The 16,751-nt window shown below is 52.2% G+C and carries 14 protein-coding genes and 1 pseudogene; 12 read left to right on the forward strand and 3 right to left on the reverse strand.

What is annotated here, in order from left to right:
* Window positions 1-93 precede the first annotated feature (93 nt).
* Entirely contained in the window at window positions 94-1,050 is a 957-nt protein-coding gene (gene ybjX, locus EAS44_RS16500) for a VirK/YbjX family protein (protein ID WP_001351020.1), read from the forward strand.
* On the opposite strand, the gene ybjD is transcribed toward ybjX, so the two are convergent.
* Window positions 1,047-2,705, reverse strand: coding sequence for an ATP-dependent endonuclease (gene ybjD / locus EAS44_RS16505; RefSeq protein WP_000599804.1), 1,659 nt, complete (start codon window positions 2,703-2,705; stop codon window positions 1,047-1,049). The genes ybjX and ybjD overlap by 4 nt on opposite strands.
* A gap of 425 nt (window positions 2,706-3,130) precedes the next feature.
* On the opposite strand from ybjD, the gene aqpZ reads away from it, so the two are divergent.
* The 8 genes from aqpZ to ybjS all read left to right on the forward strand — a co-directional run bounded on the left by aqpZ (window position 3,131) and on the right by ybjS (window position 13,264).
* The gene (gene aqpZ, locus EAS44_RS16510; RefSeq protein WP_001298299.1) at window positions 3,131-3,826 is read left to right on the forward strand and encodes an aquaporin Z; all 696 of its coding nucleotides are present in this window, start codon (window positions 3,131-3,133) and stop codon (window positions 3,824-3,826) included.
* 320 nt (window positions 3,827-4,146) lie between these two features.
* Complete coding sequence (gene lysO / locus EAS44_RS16520; protein ID WP_000491135.1) at window positions 4,147-5,046, forward strand: L-lysine exporter LysO; 900 nt, start codon at window positions 4,147-4,149, stop codon at window positions 5,044-5,046.
* 143 nt (window positions 5,047-5,189) lie between these two features.
* Entirely contained in the window at window positions 5,190-6,842 is a 1,653-nt protein-coding gene (hcp, locus tag EAS44_RS16525; RefSeq protein WP_000458817.1) for a hydroxylamine reductase, read from the forward strand.
* A gap of 11 nt (window positions 6,843-6,853) precedes the next feature.
* Complete coding sequence (hcr, locus tag EAS44_RS16530; protein WP_000178694.1) at window positions 6,854-7,822, forward strand: NADH oxidoreductase; 969 nt, start codon at window positions 6,854-6,856, stop codon at window positions 7,820-7,822.
* A 132-nt stretch (window positions 7,823-7,954) separates the two neighbouring features.
* Window positions 7,955-9,673 (forward strand): ubiquinone-dependent pyruvate dehydrogenase, encoded by a 1,719-nt coding sequence (gene poxB, locus EAS44_RS16535; RefSeq protein WP_000815373.1) that lies wholly within the window; start codon window positions 7,955-7,957, stop codon window positions 9,671-9,673.
* Window positions 9,674-9,709: 36 nt separating this feature from the next.
* Window positions 9,710-10,711, forward strand: coding sequence for a low-specificity L-threonine aldolase (gene ltaE / locus EAS44_RS16540; RefSeq protein WP_000566391.1), 1,002 nt, complete (start codon window positions 9,710-9,712; stop codon window positions 10,709-10,711).
* A gap of 10 nt (window positions 10,712-10,721) precedes the next feature.
* On the forward strand, window positions 10,722-12,152 hold the full coding sequence (gene ybjT, locus EAS44_RS16545) for an SDR family oxidoreductase (protein ID WP_001136572.1): 1,431 nt from the start codon (window positions 10,722-10,724) through the stop codon (window positions 12,150-12,152).
* Between the two features lie 98 nt (window positions 12,153-12,250).
* Window positions 12,251-13,264: an NAD-dependent epimerase/dehydratase family protein gene (gene ybjS, locus EAS44_RS16550; protein WP_001305933.1), complete on the forward strand. Its 1,014-nt coding sequence runs from the start codon at window positions 12,251-12,253 to the stop codon at window positions 13,262-13,264.
* On the opposite strand, the gene amiD is transcribed toward ybjS, so the two are convergent.
* Both amiD and ybjQ read right to left on the reverse strand, forming a co-directional pair.
* A complete protein-coding gene (gene amiD, locus EAS44_RS16555) occupies window positions 13,261-14,091 on the reverse strand; it encodes an N-acetylmuramoyl-L-alanine amidase AmiD (RefSeq protein ID WP_001255187.1) in 831 nt (276 codons plus the stop codon). The genes ybjS and amiD overlap by 4 nt on opposite strands.
* A complete protein-coding gene (ybjQ, locus tag EAS44_RS16560) occupies window positions 14,088-14,411 on the reverse strand; it encodes a heavy metal-binding domain-containing protein (protein WP_001160737.1) in 324 nt (107 codons plus the stop codon). The genes amiD and ybjQ overlap by 4 nt, the downstream gene beginning before the upstream one ends.
* A 125-nt stretch (window positions 14,412-14,536) precedes the next feature.
* On the opposite strand from ybjQ, the pseudogene ybjP reads away from it, so the two are divergent.
* The 3 genes and pseudogenes from ybjP to artI all read left to right on the forward strand — a co-directional run bounded on the left by ybjP (window position 14,537) and on the right by artI (window position 16,746).
* Window positions 14,537-15,051, forward strand: a pseudogene (gene ybjP, locus EAS44_RS16565) (lipoprotein).
* A gap of 217 nt (window positions 15,052-15,268) precedes the next feature.
* Window positions 15,269-15,997: an arginine ABC transporter ATP-binding protein ArtP gene (artP, locus tag EAS44_RS16570; protein WP_000027205.1), complete on the forward strand. Its 729-nt coding sequence runs from the start codon at window positions 15,269-15,271 to the stop codon at window positions 15,995-15,997.
* 17 nt (window positions 15,998-16,014) lie between these two features.
* On the forward strand, window positions 16,015-16,746 hold the full coding sequence (gene artI, locus EAS44_RS16575; protein ID WP_000756575.1) for an arginine ABC transporter substrate-binding protein ArtI: 732 nt from the start codon (window positions 16,015-16,017) through the stop codon (window positions 16,744-16,746).
* The last annotated feature ends 5 nt before the right edge of the window (window positions 16,747-16,751 follow it).

Here is a 16,751-nt window from a genome sequence, read left to right on the forward strand (position 1 = left end):
CAAAACCCTAAAATTTACGTTAATAATCACACTATTGATGTTTGGTTAAGATACGCAATGGTTAAATCGACGTCATGTATAACCATTGATTTCATGAATATGTCGCAGTTAACTGAACGGACCTTTACGCCATCTGAATCTCTCAGCAGCCTGTCACTTTTTCTTAGTCTGGCACGAGGACAGTGTCGGCCGGGTAAATTCTGGCATCGCCGTAGTTTTCGCCAGAAATTTTTGCTGCGCTCGTTGATTATGCCGCGTTTAAGCGTTGAGTGGATGAACGAACTTTCCCACTGGCCTAATCTCAATGTGTTGTTAACGCGCCAGCCGCGACTGCCTGTACGTCTACATCGCCCTTACCTTGCGGCGAATCTTAGCCGTAAGCAATTGCTGGAGGCGTTACGTTACCATTATGCGTTACTCCGCGGGTGTATGTCGGCGGAAGAATTCAGCTTATATTTGAATACCCCCGGGCTGCAACTGGCGAAGCTGGAAGGCAAAAACGGCGAGCAGTTCACGCTTGAGCTGACCATGATGATCTCAATGGATAAAGAAGGTGACAGCACCATCCTGTTCCGCAACAGCGAAGGTATTCCTCTGGCAGAGCTCACTTTTACCCTGTGTGAATATCAGGGGAAAAGGACGATGTTTATTGGCGGACTGCAAGGCGCAAAATGGGAAATTCCACACCAGGAAATCCAGAATGCGACGAAAGCCTGCCACGGGCTATTTCCCAAACGCCTCGTGATGGAAGCGGCCTGTCTGTTTGCCCAACGTTTGCAGGTAGAGCAGATTATTGCCGTCAGCAATGAAACGCATATTTACCGCAGCCTGCGTTATCGCGATAAAGAGGGCAAGATCCATGCCGATTACAACGCTTTCTGGGAATCGGTTGGCGGCGTATGTGATGCTGAACGCCATTACCGCCTTCCAGCACAGATAGCACGAAAAGAGATTGCCGAAATCGCCAGTAAAAAACGGGCTGAATACCGTCGGCGCTATGAGATGCTCGACGCTATTCAGCCACAAATGGCCACGATGTTTTGTAGTTAGTCGGCCCGACCGCGCGCCAGCCACAGCACGCGTGAGAACATTTTTTTCAGCAGCGTCGGTACGGAGTCCACACCACGACGTCCGGCCTCCATTGCCACTTCAATGGCAAGATCGGGTTTGGAAGAGCGATGGATCGCTTTCGAGATAACTTTGCGCAGATTCATCGGTATATTTTCCGGGATTTGCGCCACGCGGTGGAACACATCGGAAAATCCCTGGCGATACATAAAATGTTCCATATCCAGCGCCGGTAACGCCGTTAAATGTTCTCGTTCGGCTTCCCGATCGTTATTCAACAGGCTGCGTACCGTAGCGGCATATTTCTTCCCTGCTTCATCGCCATCGACCAGTACATGCCATTCAATCCCCATTCGCCGGGCAAATTTAACCAGTGGCTTTAGTCCGGACTGGGCAAACTCAATGACCTTGATCCCTTCGGCATCAAAATGATGTCCGCACTGACGCGCCAGTTCATTGATAACCCAGGTTTCCGTTTCCCCTTCCACCAGCAGCCAACAGCGGGCAAACAGCGATGACGGACGGTTAAAACGAATGTGAAAGGAGATGCGTCGGCTATCTTCGGTACTCAAGCCACTCGGTCCCAGACGCCAGGCGGCAACGCGCGAGGACTCACGTACCAGTCGGCAAACATGCTCTACCGGCGTTAACGAAAGCAGCTCGCCAGAGTTGGTGGTGGCAATGCGCTGCAATGGCAGAAGATTCAACAGATGCCAGGCAACTGAAAGCATAATGGGGTGTAAACGGGTTTCTGGATCTTCGATCAGCAACAATGGACGGGCGTCTTTATCCAGTCGCAATGTGCCTTTTGCCTGCAATAAAGTAGCAAACAGGCCGAGCAAAATAACCCGATACGAGCGCCCTCCAGGTCGGTCAATCATCCGGTTGATGATATCCAGATAGCGCCAGCTTCGTTGCTCATTGCTGGCTCGCCGCCGCATTAAACGATATCGCGCCTGTCCAGCTCCCTGCTCAGAAAAATAATGCTCAAGAAGTTGCACCATTGCGGAAAGTCCCTGACGAATCTGCCCATCAGAGAGATTTTGCGGATGTGAGGATAATTCACGGGCGAGGAAATCGAGCTGGCGCGCGGTGACTTCCACATTGGGGACATTTGGCACCGTGCCGTTACGAATACGGCGCATAAAACGGGCATCACGCAAGCGCAGCACCGGCATTAAACGCACCAGATGACGAGCCTGATCGTTAATATCCTCAACATCAATCGGATGTCCGTCTTTATCGAGAAAACTGCGCAGTGTCATCACGCTGCCGTCTTCCGCACTCTCCCCTTCCAGACGATAAAAAATACGGTGATAACCATCGGTGCATGGCGTCCAGCACGCTTCCAGCGGCCGATAGCGGCGAACCCGATGTCGGCCTGGCAGCGATTCGCGGAAGGTCAAAATAATATGCAGATGATGTTCTCGCCCGTTGATATCTCCCGGCGGGAACCAGAAATCATCGCGCTCAAAATGGTAGAGATCTGATTCTGGCGATAGCAGCAGGGTTAAGGCGTCCAGCAAGCTGGATTTACCCCACGCGTTCTCCCCAATCAGGACGTTGTTTTGTTCCAGCATCAACGACAAACGGTTGATACCGCGAAAACCCACAATTTCAACGCGCTCAAGAATCATATCCCCTCCAGAAATATGTGACTTATCCTTTACGCTGGCAGTATAACGGGAAAGGCCATGCTAATACGTGATGACATCACATTTAAGCATGGCAAATGTCTGAAAAATGAGCGAATAATCGCGTTATACTCCCTCTTGCTGATAAGCCTGCAAAAACAACAAAATCAAATAATTAGCATGATAAATTATTTTTTATTACGCCTAAAGGATTAAATCTTTCGCTTGCACTACACTGTCAATCAGACAAATGACTATATGGGGCAACCCGCTGTTGCCTTAAATCAAATTTACTGGATTTATTTATCTGGTGAATGACTTGCCTTCGTTTTTAAAATAGCCGCGCATTATTTCCGTCGTCACTTTTTTACGACGACCCTATAAAACGACCATATTTTTCACAGGGTCAATTTTTAATTGAGGTGGATATGTTCAGAAAATTAGCAGCTGAATGTTTTGGTACTTTCTGGCTTGTTTTTGGCGGCTGTGGTAGTGCCGTACTGGCCGCAGGCTTCCCGGAATTAGGCATTGGTTTTGCCGGCGTGGCGTTGGCGTTCGGTCTGACCGTTCTGACAATGGCCTTTGCTGTTGGTCATATTTCTGGTGGTCATTTTAACCCGGCGGTCACTATTGGTTTATGGGCTGGCGGACGTTTCCCGGCAAAAGAAGTCGTTGGCTACGTAATTGCCCAGGTTGTCGGCGGTATTGTTGCGGCGGCGCTGCTGTATTTAATTGCCAGTGGTAAAACGGGTTTTGACGCGGCAGCCAGCGGTTTTGCTTCTAACGGTTATGGCGAGCATTCACCAGGCGGTTATTCCATGCTTTCCGCGCTGGTAGTTGAACTGGTATTGAGTGCAGGTTTCCTGCTGGTGATCCACGGCGCAACTGACAAATTCGCTCCTGCTGGTTTTGCGCCAATTGCCATTGGTCTGGCCTTAACCCTGATTCACTTAATCAGTATTCCGGTGACTAACACTTCCGTTAACCCGGCGCGCAGTACTGCGGTTGCTATCTTCCAGGGCGGCTGGGCATTAGAACAACTGTGGTTCTTCTGGGTGGTGCCAATTGTCGGCGGTATTATCGGTGGTCTGATTTACCGGACTCTACTGGAAAAACGCGATTAATTAGCATTGGCATGTTGTCTGCCCTGGTGGTTTTATCTTCGACGTTACAAACCGCACGGGTGTTGGTGGCGTTAAAATCGCCGAGGCGTTCCCCGAAGGCCGGGGGTGCAGGGGGCGGCGGCGACTGGCCGCTCCCTGCGCCAGTGGCTTTATATGGCATTGCACATGAAAGGAGCGCAACAACGCTAAACACTCATATAGAATTAAAAATCCCCCTCTGATGCATAACATTTCCTTTTAATTGCAACTTTACTCGTCCTTCTGCTTTCAGTAGTGTGTCATCGCGCATTTCGAATCTTCTTTGCAAGGACTGGGTTTTCATGTTTTCTGGGCTGTTAATCATTCTGGTTCCCCTGATTGTGGGTTACCTCATTCCGCTTCGCCAAAAAGCTGCATTAAGAGTTATTAATCAGCTATTAAGTTGGATGGTTTACCTTATTCTCTTTTTTATGGGTATCAGTCTGGCGTTTCTCGATAACCTCGCCAGTAACTTGTTGGCAATTCTGCATTATTCTGCCGTCAGTATTACCGTTATTTTACTGTGTAATATTGCCGCCCTGATGTGGCTGGAGCGCGGCCTGCCATGGCGCAACCACCATCATCAAGAAAAACTCCCGTCGCGTATTGCGATGGCGCTGGAGTCGCTAAAACTGTGCGGCGTAGTAGTGATTGGTTTTGCCATTGGTCTGAGTGGACTGGCTTTCTTACAACACGCGACCGAAGCCAGTGAATACACCTTAATTCTGCTACTTTTCCTCGTCGGTATTCAGTTGCGCAATAATGGCATGACCTTAAAGCAGATTGTCCTTAATCGCCGGGGAATGATTGTCGCCGTGGTGGTGGTTGCCAGTTCATTAATTGGTGGTTTAATTAACGCCTTTATTCTTGATCTTCCCATCAATACCGCGCTGGCAATGGCCTCCGGTTTCGGCTGGTATTCTCTTTCCGGTATTTTATTGACCGAATCTTTTGGTCCGGTAATCGGGAGCGCGGCGTTTTTTAATGATCTGGCCCGTGAGCTGATTGCTATTATGTTAATCCCTGGGCTGATTCGCCGTAGCCGCTCTACTGCACTGGGCTTATGCGGTGCGACGTCGATGGATTTCACCCTGCCCGTTCTTCAACGTACAGGCGGGCTGGATATGGTCCCGGCGGCGATTGTTCACGGTTTTATTCTTAGTCTGTTAGTGCCGATTCTCATCGCCTTTTTCTCTGCATAATACCTCTCTGGCGGTAGATCTCTGCCGCCAAAATTGCGCTAAATCAATCTCCCTTAAAGTTGCATTAAAAATCTCTTTTATCCCCGCGTTAAGCGTCTTAACCTTAAACATGTATATTAAATATAACTTTAAAAGGTGTGATCATGTTTTGTGTGCAATGTGAACAAACTATCCGTACTCCGGCAGGAAACGGCTGCTCATACGCGCAGGGGATGTGTGGTAAAACGGCGGAAACCTCTGACCTTCAGGATTTACTCATCGCGGCGCTGCAAGGGCTTTCGGCCTGGGCAGTGAAAGCACGTGAATACGGCATCATCAACCACGATGTAGACAGCTTTGCGCCACGTGCCTTTTTCTCAACCCTGACCAACGTTAACTTCGATTCTCCGCGTATTGTCGGCTACGCTCGTGAAGCGATTGCCCTGCGCGAGGCGCTGAAAGCACAATGCCTGGCTGTAGATGCCAACGCCCGCGTCGATAACCCGATGGCTGACCTGCAACTGGTGAGCGACGATCTCGGCGAGCTGCAACGTCAGGCAGCAGAATTTACCCCTAACAAAGATAAAGCGGCGATTGGCGAAAACATTCTCGGCCTGCGTCTGCTGTGCCTGTATGGCCTGAAAGGTGCGGCGGCCTATATGGAACACGCGCATGTTCTCGGTCAATACGACAACGATATTTATGCCCAGTACCATAAAATCATGGCGTGGCTGGGGACCTGGCCTGCCGATATGAACGCGCTTCTTGAGTGTTCAATGGAAATCGGCCAGATGAATTTCAAAGTGATGAGCATTCTGGATGCAGGCGAAACCGGTAAATACGGTCACCCGACCCCAACCCAGGTCAATGTCAAAGCGACGGCGGGTAAATGCATTCTGATTTCCGGTCACGATCTCAAAGATCTCTACAACCTGCTGGAACAGACCGAAGGCACGGGCGTTAATGTCTACACCCACGGCGAAATGCTGCCTGCGCATGGTTACCCGGAGTTGCGTAAATTCAAGCATCTGGTCGGTAACTACGGCAGCGGCTGGCAGAATCAGCAAGTGGAGTTCGCTCGTTTCCCAGGCCCCATCGTGATGACCTCGAACTGCATCATCGACCCAACCGTAGGCGCTTATGACGATCGTATCTGGACCCGCAGCATCGTTGGCTGGCCGGGTGTGCGTCATCTGGATGGCGAAGATTTCTCTGCAGTCATTGCCCAGGCGCAACAGATGGCGGGCTTCCCGTACAGCGAAATTCCGCACCTGATCACCGTGGGCTTTGGTCGCCAGACACTGCTTGGCGCAGCCGATACGCTGATTGATCTGGTGAGCCGTGAAAAACTGCGTCATATCTTCCTGCTTGGCGGCTGTGACGGCGCACGCGGCGAGCGTCACTACTTCACCGATTTCGCCACCAGCGTGCCGGATGACTGCCTGATCCTGACCCTCGCTTGCGGTAAATATCGCTTTAATAAACTTGAGTTTGGCGATATCGAAGGTCTGCCGCGTCTGGTAGATGCTGGTCAGTGTAACGATGCTTACTCAGCAATTATTCTGGCGGTAACGCTGGCAGAGAAACTGGGCTGTGGGGTGAACGATCTGCCGCTGTCGCTGGTGCTCTCCTGGTTTGAACAGAAAGCGATTGTCATTCTGCTGACGCTGCTTTCTCTGGGTGTGAAAAATATCGTCACCGGCCCGACTGCACCTGGTTTCCTGACACCAGACCTGCTGGCGGTGCTGAACGAGAAATTCGGCCTGCGTTCTATCACCACTGTTGAAGAAGACATGAAGCAACTGTTGAGCGCGTAAGGAGTTTGTCGATGACGATGCCAACGAATCAATGCCCGTGGCGGATGCAGGTTCATCACATTACGCAAGAAACGCCGGATGTGTGGACGATTTCCCTGATTTGCCACGATTACTACCCATATCGCGCCGGGCAATATGCGCTGGTCAGCGTGCGAAACTCAGCAGAAACGCTGCGTGCTTACACCATTTCCTCCACGCCAGGCGTGAGTGAATACATCACCCTGACCGTGCGGCGGATTGATGACGGTGTCGGCTCCCGGTGGCTGACGCGCGATGTAAAACGCGGTGATTATCTCTGGCTTTCGGACGCGATGGGGGAATTTACCTGCGACGATAAAGCAGAAGATAAATTCCTGTTGCTGGCGGCAGGCTGCGGCGTCACGCCGATTATGTCGATGCGTCGCTGGCTGGCGAAGAACCGTCCACAGGCCGATGTGCAGGTGATCTACAACGTGCGTACGCCGCAGGATGTGATTTTCGCCGATGAGTGGCGTAACTATCCGGTAACGCTGGTGGCGGAAAATAACGTTACCGAAGGCTTTATCGCTGGTCGTCTCACTCGCGAACTGCTGACTCGCGTTCCTGATTTAGCCTCACGTACCGTGATGACCTGTGGCCCTGCTCCATATATGGATTGGGTAGAGCAGGAAGTGAAAGCGCTCGGCGTGACGCGTTTCTTTAAAGAGAAATTCTTCACCCCAGTAGCGGAAGCGGCGACCAGTGGTCTGAAATTCACCAAACTGCAACCGGCACGAGAATTTTACGCTCCGGTTGGCACCACGCTACTGGAGGCGCTGGAAAGCAATAACGTTCCGGTTGTCGCCGCCTGCCGTGCGGGTGTTTGCGGCTGCTGTAAGACGAAAGTGATTTCCGGTGAATATACGGTGAGCAGCACAATGACGCTGACCGACGCCGAAATCGCTGAAGGTTACGTACTGGCCTGCTCCTGCCATCCGCAGGGGGATTTGGTTCTCGCATAATCGCCTGATGCCCGATGATATTCCTTTCATCGGGCTATTTAACCGTTAGTGCCTCCTTTTTCTCCCATCCCTTCCCCCTCCGTCAGATGAACTAAACTTGTTACCGTTATCACATTCAGGAGATGGAGAACCATGAAACAAACGGTTGCAGCTTATATCGCCAAAACACTCGAATCGGCAGGCGTGAAACGCATCTGGGGAGTCACGGGCGACTCTCTGAACGGTCTTAGTGACAGTCTTAATCGCATGGGCACCATCGAGTGGATGTCCACCCGGCATGAAGAAGTGGCGGCGTTTGCCGCTGGCGCTGAAGCACAACTTAGCGGAGAACTGGCGGTCTGTGCCGGATCGTGCGGTCCCGGCAACCTGCACTTAATCAACGGCCTGTTCGATTGCCACCGCAATCACGTTCCGGTACTGGCGATTGCCGCTCATATTCCCTCCAGCGAAATTGGCAGCGGCTATTTCCAGGAAACCCACCCACAAGAGTTATTCCGCGAATGTAGTCACTATTGCGAGCTGGTTTCCAGCCCAGAGCAGATCCCACAAGTGCTGGCAATTGCTATGCGCAAAGCGGTGCTTAACCGTGGCGTTTCCGTTGTTGTGTTACCGGGCGACGTGGCGTTAAAACCTGCGCCAGAAGGGGCAACTACCCACTGGTATCATGCGCCACAGCCGGTAGTAACACCGGAAGAAGAAGAGTTACGCAAACTGGCGCAACTGCTGCGTTATTCCAGCAATATCGCCCTGATGTGTGGCAGCGGCTGTGCGGGGGCGCATAAAGAGTTAGTTGAGTTTGCCGGGAAAATTAAAGCGCCTATAGTCCATGCCCTGCGCGGTAAAGAACATGTCGAATACGATAATCCATATGATGTTGGAATGACGGGATTAATCGGCTTTTCGTCAGGTTTCCATACCATGATGAACGCCGATACGTTAGTGCTGCTCGGTACTCAGTTTCCCTACCGTGTGTTCTACCCGACCGATGCCAAAATTATTCAGATTGATATCAACCCAGCCAGCATCGGCGCGCATAGCAAGGTAGATATGGCGCTGGTCGGCGATATCAAATCAACCCTGCGCGCATTGCTGCCACTGGTGGAAGAAAAAACCGAACGCAAGTTTCTGGATAAGGCGCTGGAAGATTACCGCGACGCCCGCAAAGGGCTGGACGATTTAGCTAAACCGAGTGAGAAAGCCATTCACCCGCAATATCTGGCGCAGCAAATTAGTCATTTTGCCGCCGATGACGCTATTTTCACCTGTGACGTTGGTACGCCAACGGTGTGGGCGGCACGTTATCTAAAAATGAACGGCAAGCGTCGCCTGTTAGGTTCGTTTAACCATGGTTCGATGGCTAACGCCATGCCGCAGGCGCTGGGCGCGCAGGCAACCGAGCCGGAACGCCAGGTGGTCGCCATGTGCGGCGATGGCGGTTTTAGCATGTTGATGGGCGATTTCCTCTCGGTAGTGCAGATGAAACTGCCAGTGAAAATTATCGTCTTTAATAACAGCGTGCTGGGCTTTGTGGCGATGGAGATGAAAGCTGGTGGCTATTTGACTGATGGCACCGAACTACACGACACCAACTTTGCCCGAATTGCCGAAGCCTGCGGCATTACGGGTATTCGTGTAGAAAAAGCGTCTGAAATCGATGAAGCTCTGCAACGCGCCTTCTCCATCGACGGTCCGGTGTTGGTGGATGTGGTTGTCGCCAAAGAAGAATTAGCCATTCCACCGCAGATCAAACTCGAACAGGCCAAAGGTTTCAGCCTGTATATGCTGCGCGCAATCATCAGCGGACGCGGTGATGAAGTGATCGAACTGGCGAAAACGAACTGGCTAAGGTAAAAAGGGTGGCATTTCCCGTCATAATAAGGACATGCCATGATTGATTTACGCAGTGATACCGTTACCCGACCGAGCCGCGCCATGCTCGAAGCGATGATGGCCGCCCCGGTTGGGGACGACGTTTACGGAGACGACCCTACCGTTAATGCTCTGCAGGACTATGCAGCAGAGCTTTCCGGTAAAGAAGCCGCCATTTTTCTGCCGACCGGCACTCAGGCCAACCTGGTCGCTCTGCTCAGTCACTGCGAACGCGGCGAAGAGTATATCGTCGGTCAGGCCGCGCATAACTATCTGTTTGAAGCCGGTGGCGCAGCAGTGCTGGGCAGTATTCAGCCGCAACCCATCGACGCAGCTGCCGACGGCACGCTACCGCTGGATAAAGTGGCGATGAAAATCAAACCCGACGATATCCATTTCGCCCGCACCAAATTACTCAGTCTGGAAAACACCCACAACGGCAAAGTGCTGCCGCGTGAATACTTAAAAGAGGCATGGGAATTTACCCGCAAGCGCAATCTGGCGCTGCATGTTGACGGTGCGCGCATCTTTAATGCCGTGGTGGCTTACGGCTGCGAACTGAAAGAGATCACGCAATATTGTGACTCGTTCACCATTTGCCTGTCGAAAGGTCTTGGGACGCCAGTCGGTTCATTACTCGTCGGTAATCGTGATTACATTAAACGTGCCATTCGCTGGCGGAAAATGACAGGTGGCGGGATGCGCCAGTCCGGCATTCTGGCTGCCGCCGGGATGTATGCGCTGAAAAATAACGTCGCACGTTTGCAGGAAGACCACGACAATGCCACCTGGATGGCGGAGCAGTTGCGTGAAGCAGGCACGGATGTGATGCGTCAGGACACCAATATGCTGTTTGTTCGCGTCGGGGAAGAAAATGCTGCCGCGTTAGGCGAATACATGAAAGCGAGAAACGTGCTGATTAACGCCTCGCCGATTGTCCGCCTGGTGACCCATCTTGACGTCTCGCGTGCACAACTGGCGGAAGTCGCCGCCCACTGGCGCGCATTCCTGGCGCGTTAAGGAGGGAGACGTGCCGCAACGCATTTTAGTTCTCGGTGCCAGTGGCTACATTGGTCAGCATCTGGTGCGCACACTCAGCCAGCAAGGGCATCAGCTCCTGGCGGCGGCACGTCATGTCGACAGGCTTGCAAAGCTGCAACTGGCAAATGTCAGTTGCCATAAAGTCGATCTCAGCTGGCCGGATAACCTTCCGGCCCTGTTGCAGGATATTGATACGGTCTATTTTCTGGTGCACAGCATGGGCGAAGGCGGCGATTTTATCGCTCAGGAGCGCCAGGTGGCTCTCAACGTCCGCGATGCGCTACGTGAAGTCCCAGTTAAGCAATTAATCTTTCTCAGTTCGTTGCAGGCCCCGCCACATGAGCAGTCGGACCATCTGCGCGCCCGTCAGGCTACGGCGGACATTCTTCGTGAAGCGGGTGTCCCGGTGACCGAATTGCGTGCCGGAATAATCGTTGGTGCAGGTTCAGCGGCGTTCGAGGTCATGCGCGATATGGTCTACAACCTGCCAGTGTTAACGCCGCCACGCTGGGTCCGTTCACGCACCACGCCCATCGCGCTGGAAAACTTGCTGCACTATCTGGTGGCGCTGTTAGATCATCCAGCCAGCGAACATCGCATCTTCGAAGCCGCCGGACCAGAAGTGCTCAGTTATCAGCAACAGTTTGAACATTTTATGGCGGTGAGCGGTAAGCGCCGCTGGTTGCTCCCCATCCCCTTTCCCACCCGCTGGATTTCGGTGTGGTTTCTTAATGTGATTACTTCCGTACCACCCACCACCGCCAGGGCGTTGATTCAGGGGCTGAAACACGATCTGCTGGCAGATGACACCGCGTTACGTGCACTCATTCCACAACCGCTGATTGCTTTCGATGACGCGGTACGTAGCACGTTGAAAGAGGAAGAAAAACTGGTCAACTCCAGCGACTGGGGATATGACGCGCAGGCTTTTGCTCGCTGGCGACCAGAATACGGTTATTTTGCCAAACAGGCGGGGTTTACCGTTAAAACGTCTGCCAGACTTCAGGCGCTATGGCGGGTGGTCAATCAAATCGGCGGTAAAGAGCGTTATTTCTTTGGCAATATTTTGTGGCAGACTCGAGCGCTGATGGACCTTGCGATCGGTCATAAACTGGCAAAAGGCCGCCCGGAGCGCGAATATTTGCAAACTGGCGATGCGGTGGATAGCTGGAAAGTCATTGTCGTTGAACCGGAAAAACAACTTACGCTGTTATTTGGCATGAAAGCGCCGGGGCTGGGACGACTGTGTTTTACCCTGGAAGATAAAGGTGACTATCGTACTATCGATGTTCGCGCATTCTGGCATCCGCACGGTATGCCAGGGTTGTTTTACTGGTTATTGATGATCCCCGCGCATCTGTTTATTTTTCGCGGAATGGCAAAACGAATCGCCAGACTGGCAGAACAAAGCACAGATTAATCGACAAAACCTGCGTTATTCTTTCATGTTTCCCATTGCATCATGGGGGAAATCACGGAAGAATGCGCACGTTATTTTCTCAACAACAGTGGATTGATATGAAGGTACTGGTTACCGGCGCCACCAGCGGCTTAGGTCGAAACGCGGTAGAGTTTTTATGCCAGAAAGGCATCAGCGTGCGAGCGACCGGTCGCAACGAGGCAATGGGTAAATTGCTGGAAAAAATGGGCGCAGAGTTTGTTCCGGCGGATCTGACCGAGCTGGTTTCATCACAAGCTAAAGTGATGCTCGCGGGCATTGATACGCTGTGGCACTGCTCCAGCTTTACCTCGCCCTGGGGGACACAACAGGCTTTCGATCTGGCTAACGTTCGCGCCACTCGCCGCCTGGGTGAATGGGCTGTCGCCTGGGGTGTGCGTAACTTTATTCATATCTCTTCCCCCTCCCTGTACTTCGATTATCACCACCATCGCGATATTAAAGAAGATTTTCGCCCTCACCGCTTCGCCAACGAGTTTGCCCGCAGCAAAGCAGCCAGCGAAGAGGTGATCAATATGCTTTCGCAGGCGAATCCACAAACGCGCTTTACTATTCTGCGCCCACAAAGTCTGTTCGGACCGCACGATAAAGTCTTTATCCCCCGTCTGGCGCATATGATGCACCACTACGGCAGCATTCTGTTACCGCACGGCGGCAGTGCGCTGGTCGATATGACCTACTATGAAAATGCCGTGCACGCCATGTGGCTGGCAAGCCAGGAAGCCTGCGATAAGCTACCTTCCGGGCGTGTGTACAACATCACCAACGGCGAGCATCGCACACTGCGCAGCATCGTGCAGAAGCTGATCGACGAGTTGAATATTGACTGTCGTATTCGTTCCGTCCCTTACCCGATGCTGGATATGATCGCCCGCAGCATGGAGCGTTTAGGCCGCAAGTCAGCAAAAGAGCCGCCGCTGACCCACTACGGCGTCTCCAAGTTGAATTTTGACTTTACGCTGGATATTACGCGTGCGCAGGAAGAGTTAGGTTATCAACCAGTCCTCACCCTGGATGAAGGTATCGAGAAAACTGCCGCCTGGCTACGCGACCACGGAAAACTGCCGCGCTAATCCTGCCCGTATTTCTCCAGCAACGCTTCGGCAATCGCCTGAGTTTCTGCATCCGCTTCGCCGTTGTATAACGTCGGGCGGAAATGCATCTGGAACGCCATAATCACGCGCCGCTGCTCGCGCGGAGTCATATCAGGCTTTACGTCATAACCATAACGCGCCAAAAGCTCCAGCAATGACGCGGTCTCTACCGGTGTGTGCGGCGCGCGCCCGGCAAGGTAAAAGTTCACCCGCTGCGCATCCGGCCAGGCACCAATCCCCTGCTGCGCCAGTTGCTTCCAGGGAAATAATGGCCCCGGATCGTCTTTGCGCTGCGGCGCAATATCCGCATGTGCTACTACGTTTTCCGGCTTGATGTAATAACGGGCAATAATATCTTTCGCCAGCGGAATAAGCGCCTGAATCTGTGCCGGTTCAAACGGGGCAAAATATTTCACTCCCGCCGATTTTTGCCAGCCACGGTTTTCCAGCTCAATGCCAATAGAGGTGTCGTTAAGGCGCGTTGCCCCGCGCCAGGCGCTAATCCCCGCATGCCAGGCCAGTTCTTGTTCCGGCACCAGTTGCCAGATGCGCGGTTTACCGTTGTATCGCGGTGGCACCGCAGGGACCAGATAATGCGAGCTGACCTGCTTATCGGTCAGTGTCGCCAGCGAGCTATCAAAATCATCTGCGGTGTAGTGGATCACCAGCACTTTAATGCGCGGATACGCCGCCTGCGCCTGGCGTCGGGTATCAAGCTGATATCCCTCTTTCTCGACAATGCCTTTTTCGCCTGTGCACCCTGCCAGTAACAGAGCGGCAGCGACCAGCCAGAAGACTCTTCTCATCGACGCGTTTTCACCGCCGTACCGCTGACGCTAACCATCAGCATACTGCCGTTTTGCCCGACCGTTTCGTAGTCGATATCAATACCGACGACGGCATCAGCCCCCAGCGCTCGCGCCTGGGAGCCGAGCTCCTCAAAGGCAATCTCCCGCGCTTTACGCAGTTCTTTTTCGTAGGCACCGGAGCGTCCGCCAACGATATCGCGGATACCGGCAAAGAAATCACGGAAAATATTCGCGCCTAAAATCGCTTCGCCAGTCACCACACCGCAATATTCAACGATGGTCTGGCCTTCCAGAGTTGGGGTTGTAGAAAATTGCATGATCGATCTCCTTGTTTGCTAAGCCTTCGATCTTCAAAGCATTATCGGACTGATACGCTATTATTGAAAGGATATCATTATTATCGTAGAACGCTTTCAAGGTGTTCGCTTATAAGGAAATCATCATGCGCTATAGCAAATTGACCATGCTTATCCCTTGCGCACTGCTACTCAGTGCCTGTACCACCGTCACGCCAGCTTATAAAGATAACGGCCCCCGCACCGGTTCCTGTGTCCAGGGGGGCCTGATAGCGTGGCTCAACAGTTCTATGACTACCGCATTCAACATCGCGGCAATGACATTACCGCTCTACGCCCCTATTTGAGTGACAAACTGGCAACCCTACTTAGCGATGCCAGCCGCGATAATAGTCATCGTGAATTGTTAAGCAGCGATCCGTTCTCCAGTCGAACCACCTTGCCAGACAGCGCCCACGTTGCCAGTGCATCTACTATCCCTAATCGTGATGCCCGTAACATTCCATTGCGCGTGGATCTCAAGCAGGGTGACCAGGGCTGGCAGGATGAAGTGTTAATGATTCAGGAAGGCCAGTGTTGGGTCATCGACGATGTGCGCTACTTAGGCGGTAGCGTTCATGCCACAGCGGGTACGCTCCGTCAGTCCATCGAGAATCGCTAACGTCTTGATCAACCAATAAACCCCGTAAATTGTACGGCATTTCGTGAGGAATGCCGACATTTATGCTCGCCGACCACCGCCCCCGTTATTTTGTGCTATGTTTATTGAATAATGCGCTTTGCTTTTAACTTTTAAAGCAGAAATATTGCATAATTATTCTGTCAAAGGTATTATCTTCGACCTCAATAGCTATCAGACTGCCAGTATACGAGTGTCAATGAGTATTCAATTAAACGGCATTAATTGCTTCTACGGCGCGCATCAGGCGCTGTTCGATATCACGCTGGATTGCCCACAGGGCGAAACGCTGGTGTTACTTGGCCCCAGCGGCGCGGGTAAAAGCTCGCTGCTGCGTGTACTCAATCTGCTTGAGATGCCGCGCTCCGGTACGCTCAACATTGCAGGCAACCATTTCGATTTCACCAAAACCCCCTCTGACAAAGCGATTCGCGATTTGCGTCGTAACGTTGGCATGGTGTTTCAGCAATACAACCTGTGGCCGCATCTGACCGTGCAGCAAAACCTGATTGAAGCGCCCTGTCGTGTACTGGGGTTGAGTAAAGATCAGGCGCTGGCCCGTGCAGAAAAACTGCTGGAACGTCTGCGTCTCAAACCTTATAGCGATCGTTACCCGCTGCATCTTTCTGGAGGTCAGCAGCAGCGTGTTGCTATTGCCCGTGCGTTGATGATGGAACCGCAGGTACTGCTGTTCGATGAACCGACCGCCGCACTGGACCCCGAAATTACGGCACAAATCGTCAGCATCATTCGTGAGCTGGCAGAAACGAATATTACCCAGGTGATCGTCACCCACGAAGTTGAAGTGGCGCGTAAAACCGCCAGCCGAGTGGTGTATATGGAAAACGGTCATATCGTAGAACAAGGCGACGCGAGCTGCTTTACCGAGCCGCAAACCGAAGCATTTAAAAACTATCTCTCTCACTAAGATTCGGGATAACAACAATGAAAAAAGTTCTGATTGCCGCGTTAATTGCAGGTTTTAGTCTTTCCGCCACAGCAGCCGAAACCATTCGTTTTGCCACCGAAGCCTCCTATCCTCCGTTTGAATCGATTGATGCAAACAACCAGATCGTTGGTTTTGATGTCGACCTGGCGCAGGCATTGTGTAAAGAGATTGATGCAACCTGCACTTTCTCTAACCAGGCGTTTGACAGCCTGATCCCAAGCCTGAAATTCCGTCGCGTAGAAGCAGTGATGGCGGGCATGGATATCACTCCGGAGCGTGAAAAGCAGGTGCTGTTTACCACCCCGTACTATGACAACTCTGCCCTGTTTGTGGGTCAGCAAGGCAAATACACCAGTGTTGATCAGCTGAAAGGCAAAAAAGTCGGCGTTCAGAACGGGACGACACACCAGAAGTTCATTATGGATAAGCATCCGGAAATCACTACCGTGCCATATGACAGTTACCAGAACGCAAAACTGGATCTGCAAAACGGTCGTATCGACAGCGTATTTGGTGACACCGCAGTGGTAACCGAATGGCTGAAAGATAACCCGAAACTGGCGGCAGTGGGCGATAAAGTGACCGATAAAGATTACTTCGGTACTGGCCTCGGCATCGCAGTACGCCAGGGCAACACTGAACTGCAGCAGAAACTCAACACTGCGCTGGAAAAAGTGAAGAAAGATGGCACTTACGAAACCATCTACAACAAATGGTTCCAGAAGTAATTCCT

This window comes from Escherichia coli DSM 30083 = JCM 1649 = ATCC 11775 (genome assembly GCF_003697165.2).
Lineage (GTDB): Bacteria > Pseudomonadota > Gammaproteobacteria > Enterobacterales > Enterobacteriaceae > Escherichia > Escherichia coli.

Excerpts from the sequence above, each read along its gene's own strand:
- ybjX (WP_001351020.1), top strand. The coding sequence starts at position 94 with ATGAATATGTCGCAGTTAACTGAACGGACCTTTACGCCATCTGAATCT.
- ybjD (WP_000599804.1), bottom strand. The coding sequence starts at position 2,705 with ATGATTCTTGAGCGCGTTGAAATTGTGGGTTTTCGCGGTATCAACCGT.
- aqpZ (WP_001298299.1), top strand. The coding sequence starts at position 3,131 with ATGTTCAGAAAATTAGCAGCTGAATGTTTTGGTACTTTCTGGCTTGTT.
- lysO (WP_000491135.1), top strand. The coding sequence starts at position 4,147 with ATGTTTTCTGGGCTGTTAATCATTCTGGTTCCCCTGATTGTGGGTTAC.
- hcp (WP_000458817.1), top strand. The coding sequence starts at position 5,190 with ATGTTTTGTGTGCAATGTGAACAAACTATCCGTACTCCGGCAGGAAAC.
- hcr (WP_000178694.1), top strand. The coding sequence starts at position 6,854 with ATGACGATGCCAACGAATCAATGCCCGTGGCGGATGCAGGTTCATCAC.
- poxB (WP_000815373.1), top strand. The coding sequence starts at position 7,955 with ATGAAACAAACGGTTGCAGCTTATATCGCCAAAACACTCGAATCGGCA.
- ltaE (WP_000566391.1), top strand. The coding sequence starts at position 9,710 with ATGATTGATTTACGCAGTGATACCGTTACCCGACCGAGCCGCGCCATG.
- ybjS (WP_001305933.1), top strand. The coding sequence starts at position 12,251 with ATGAAGGTACTGGTTACCGGCGCCACCAGCGGCTTAGGTCGAAACGCG.
- amiD (WP_001255187.1), bottom strand. The coding sequence starts at position 14,091 with ATGAGAAGAGTCTTCTGGCTGGTCGCTGCCGCTCTGTTACTGGCAGGG.
- ybjQ (WP_001160737.1), bottom strand. The coding sequence starts at position 14,411 with ATGCAATTTTCTACAACCCCAACTCTGGAAGGCCAGACCATCGTTGAA.
- artP (WP_000027205.1), top strand. The coding sequence starts at position 15,269 with ATGAGTATTCAATTAAACGGCATTAATTGCTTCTACGGCGCGCATCAG.
- artI (WP_000756575.1), top strand. The coding sequence starts at position 16,015 with ATGAAAAAAGTTCTGATTGCCGCGTTAATTGCAGGTTTTAGTCTTTCC.